3 protein-coding genes are annotated in these 3,802 nt (G+C 61.6%); all 3 read left to right on the forward strand.

The annotated features are described in order from the left end of the window. The first annotated feature begins 131 nt into the window (after window positions 1-131). The 3 genes from L3X40_RS21200 to L3X40_RS21210 are packed head-to-tail and all read left to right on the forward strand — an operon-like array spanning window position 132 to window position 3,717. Window positions 132-1,364: a site-specific integrase gene (locus tag L3X40_RS21200; protein WP_072597926.1), complete on the forward strand. Its 1,233-nt coding sequence runs from the start codon at window positions 132-134 to the stop codon at window positions 1,362-1,364. Then, window positions 1,361-2,716 carry a tyrosine-type recombinase/integrase gene (locus L3X40_RS21205; RefSeq protein WP_072597925.1) on the forward strand — a complete coding sequence of 452 codons (1,356 nt, stop codon included), beginning with the start codon at window positions 1,361-1,363 and terminating at the stop codon, window positions 2,714-2,716. Before L3X40_RS21200 ends, L3X40_RS21205 begins: the two co-directional genes overlap by 4 nt. After that, window positions 2,713-3,717 carry a tyrosine-type recombinase/integrase gene (locus L3X40_RS21210; protein ID WP_184081903.1) on the forward strand — a complete coding sequence of 335 codons (1,005 nt, stop codon included), beginning with the start codon at window positions 2,713-2,715 and terminating at the stop codon, window positions 3,715-3,717. The genes L3X40_RS21205 and L3X40_RS21210 overlap by 4 nt, the downstream gene beginning before the upstream one ends. Window positions 3,718-3,802: the final 85 nt, after the last annotated feature.

Consider the following 3,802-nt stretch of genomic DNA (forward strand, 5'->3'; position numbering starts at 1 on the left):
TTATCGCGAGGTCGCGATAATGTGAAGGAACGCGGCCTAAGCGCCGAATTCCTGTGTTGTTCGTGCGATGTTGCTGCGCATTATTTTGGTTGCGAACCTCGGCGGTCTCTGAACCAGCTGAGGATAAAAGCATGTTGAAATTGCACGACGAGTTGATCGCCGAACTCTCGAATTTGCTCACGACGCAGAATTACAACCCGGTGGTCGTAGCGAACCATCGCCTCTACGCCCGCGCGTTTCTCGATTATCTGGCCGAGTGCGACATGCAGGTAGAAACTGTGACGCCCGCGCAGGTCGATCAGTATTTTGCCTATGCAATTCGGGATTTCGAAGCCCAGTACGGCCGGCCTCCCTGTGCGCGCTGGCAGATGTTGCCCCGCACGTCGATCAACAAGCTGCTCCGGCTTGCCCAAGGCAAATGGCCGCCCGAGCCGGAGATGACCGAACCGGAAACCGCGTATCGGCAGGCGATCTGCTGCGAATACGAGGCATGGCTGCGCGACGAGCGCGGTCTGGCAAGCGCTACCATCGCGGCGCTTATGTGGGAGGCACGGAACTTCCTGCGATGGCGGTTCGAACGGGGCGGTGCTGCCAGCCTCGGCACGTTGAGCATCGTGGAGGTCGATCTCTACATGGACATGCGCGCGCCTGGATTACGGCGCAAATCATTGGCCGACGTCGCTGAGCGGCTCCGGTCGGTGGTGCGCTATCTGCATCGGACGGGACGTATCCCGACTGATCTCACGCCGCACATCATCGGCCCCATGCTCTACGCCTATGAAGACGTGCCCTCGACGTTGGACAAGAGCCAAATCGCCGCGGTGTTGGCGACGACGAAGAAGGACGGATCGCCGCGAGGAATGCGCGATTTTGCGGTACTTCAACTGCTTGCCACATATGGGTTGCGCGAAGGTGAGATCTGCCGCCTTCGGCTTGAAGACGTGAACTGGCGCGGAGAATCCCTGCGTATCCGTCACACCAAGACCAATGCGTACTCCTACATGCCGCTATTGGCGCCGGTTGGTGAGGCGCTGCTCGACTATCTGCGTCATGGGCGCCCCCAGGTCGAGGGGCGGGAAATCTTCATCCGATCCTGCGCGCCCTACATCGCAATGACAAACCTGTACGGCATGATCCGCGGGCGGTTAGCAGCCGCAGGCGTCGAGCCGCCGGGAAAGCGAGGAGCGCATGTCTTCCGCCACGCGCGAGCGGTCGAACTACTGCGGGCGTCGGTCCCGCAAAAGATCATCGGCGACGTGCTCGGGCATCGATCAATCGAATCCACCAATGCCTATCTCAAGCTGGCGACAGATGATCTCCGAGCCGTGGCGCTCGATGTACCCGGCTCGGAGATGCTGTCATGAGCGCCTGGCACGATCCCGATTGCACCGTTGTTGACGCCTTCTTGGAAAAATCGCAGTTCCGGCCGGGAAGCAGACCGACTTATCGCTGGTTCCTTCGCAGCTTCGAGGATGTAGCCCGACGTCATCCGGCGGTTGACCGGCAGATGCTCGACGTCTGGCTGAAGGAAATGGAAAAACGTTGGCGAATGCCGACGCTGCTCAACCAGGTCTGCATTGTCGATCGCTTCCTCGAACACCTCGTCGAAATCGGGCTGATCGCCGAGAATCCCGTTGCCGTGCTTCGTCGTCAGTACAACGCCAAACAAAACAAGCCGATCTGGCGGGCTCTCGCTTCCCCCAATCCCGACGAAGCCCTGGCCGCATTGCGACGGCCTGCGCCCTACGGCAGCGTGCTGGGGGACTTCATGCGCGAGCATGTCGCGTTGATGCGCAGCCGGGGCTATCAGTATGAGACCCAGGCTCACTGGCTATTGCGGTTCGATCGGTTCCTCCAGGCGAACCCCGAACTTGCCGGGGCATCGCTTGAGACAATGCTGGCGCGCTGGGCAACTGCCAAGCCGACCCGCAACCACGCGGCTGAATGTCAGAAGCTGGGGCGCATCCTGACCAAGGCGCGGTATCGCCTTGATCCCAGAATCCCGCCAAAACGCTTCAACGCCCGGTCGGAGCGGGAAGTGGCGCGCGAGCATCGACGGCCGCATATCTTCAGTCCGGCCGACGTCCGGCGGTTGCTCGATGTTGCCCGCTCGTATCCGTCGCCGGATGCTCCGCTGCGGCCTATGGCCCTCTACACGATGGTGGTTCTGGCCTATTGTGCCGGACTGCGCCGTAGTGAACTCGCCGGGCTTGATCTGGGTGACGTGGACCTTCAATCGGACACGATCACGATCCGGGAAACGAAGTTCTACAAGACCAGGATCTTGCCGCTAACCGGCAGCGTCATGGCCGAATTACGGGCCTATATCGATGCAAGGCGGCGCGCCGGCGCCCCGCAGGATCCGCGGTCCGGGCTCTTCTGGCATGACCACTTCAATGATCGCTATGCCCCGGTGGTGGTCTCAACGATGATCACCAACGTCATGCGTCGAGCCGGGTTCAAACCGCCCTTCGGGCGGACGGGGCCGCGTGTTCATGACCTGCGTCACTCAATGGTCGTGAACCGGATCCTCCAATGGTACCGATCCGGCATCAACCCGCAGGACAGGCTACGCTACCTCTCCACCTATATGGGCCACCGGGACATCAACTCCACGTTGGTCTACATCACCGTCACGCAGGATCTGTTGCAGGAAGCAAGCGAGCGGTTCCGCGCTGTCGGCGCCCCATGCCTCAACATGGAGGCGCTGTCATGAAAAAGAGCAATCCGTTCCCCGCGTTGTTGCGGGCGTTCTTCCAGGAATGGTTGGCCGAGCAACGCAGTGCTTCTGTCCATACGATCCGGTCCTACCGCGACACCTGGCGGTTGTTGCTTCGGTTTATCGCGGAGCGAAAAGGCGGCGGGGTCGCGCGGATCATGCTGGCCGACGTCTCGGCCGGCGAGGTGCGCGCGTTCCTCCACCATACCGAGCATGGGCGCAGGGGCACGATCGGTACACGCAACTGCCGGCTCGCCGCGATCCGCAGCTTCTTCAGCTTCGTGGCTGACAAGGATCCCGAATACATCGCGCAATGCGCCGAGGTCCTGACTGTCCCGCTCAAGCGGGAGCCCACTTCTGCGCCCTGCTACCTCGAGCCAGGGGAGGTTGAGGCAATCCTCGCACAGCCCGACCGGTCGACAATCGAAGGCGCGCGCGACCATGTGCTGCTCTCGTTCCTCTATAACAGTGGCGCGCGCATCCAGGAGGCGCTCGACCTCTGTCCTGAGGCGATCCGGTTCGAAGCGCCGACCTGCGTGCGTCTTTACGGCAAGGGGCGCAAGGAACGCATCTGTCCGCTCTGGCCGGAAACCGTGACGTTGCTCAAGAAGTTGTTGGAGCGACAGCCACGCGCAACAGGTGAGCGCATCTTCGTAAACCGATACGGTGAACCGCTGGGCGCCTCGGGAGTGCGGTTCAAGCTTGCCACTTATGTGGAGGAAGCGGCAAAATCCGTGTCGACGCTTCGGTCAAAACATGTGACCCCGCACAGCTTCCGGCACGCGACAGCCGTCCACCTCGTCGCTGCCGGGGTCGATATCACCGTCATCCGCAGTTGGCTGGGGCACGTCAGCCTCGACACGACCAACCACTACGCCCAGGCTAATCTGGAGACCAAGCGAAAGGCGCTGGAACAGGTGGGCGCGCCGGCGGCGAGCAACGTTCCTCCTTCGTGGAAGCGGGATGCAAGTCTGATGGAGTGGCTCGACACCCTGTGAAATAATGCGAAGGACGTGGCGGGGTGTTCCGCGGCTTTGCGGGCCTGCGCCGCGTTCCTTCACATTATCGCGACCTCGCGATAAG

Source organism: Rhizorhapis sp. SPR117, from assembly GCF_021742065.1.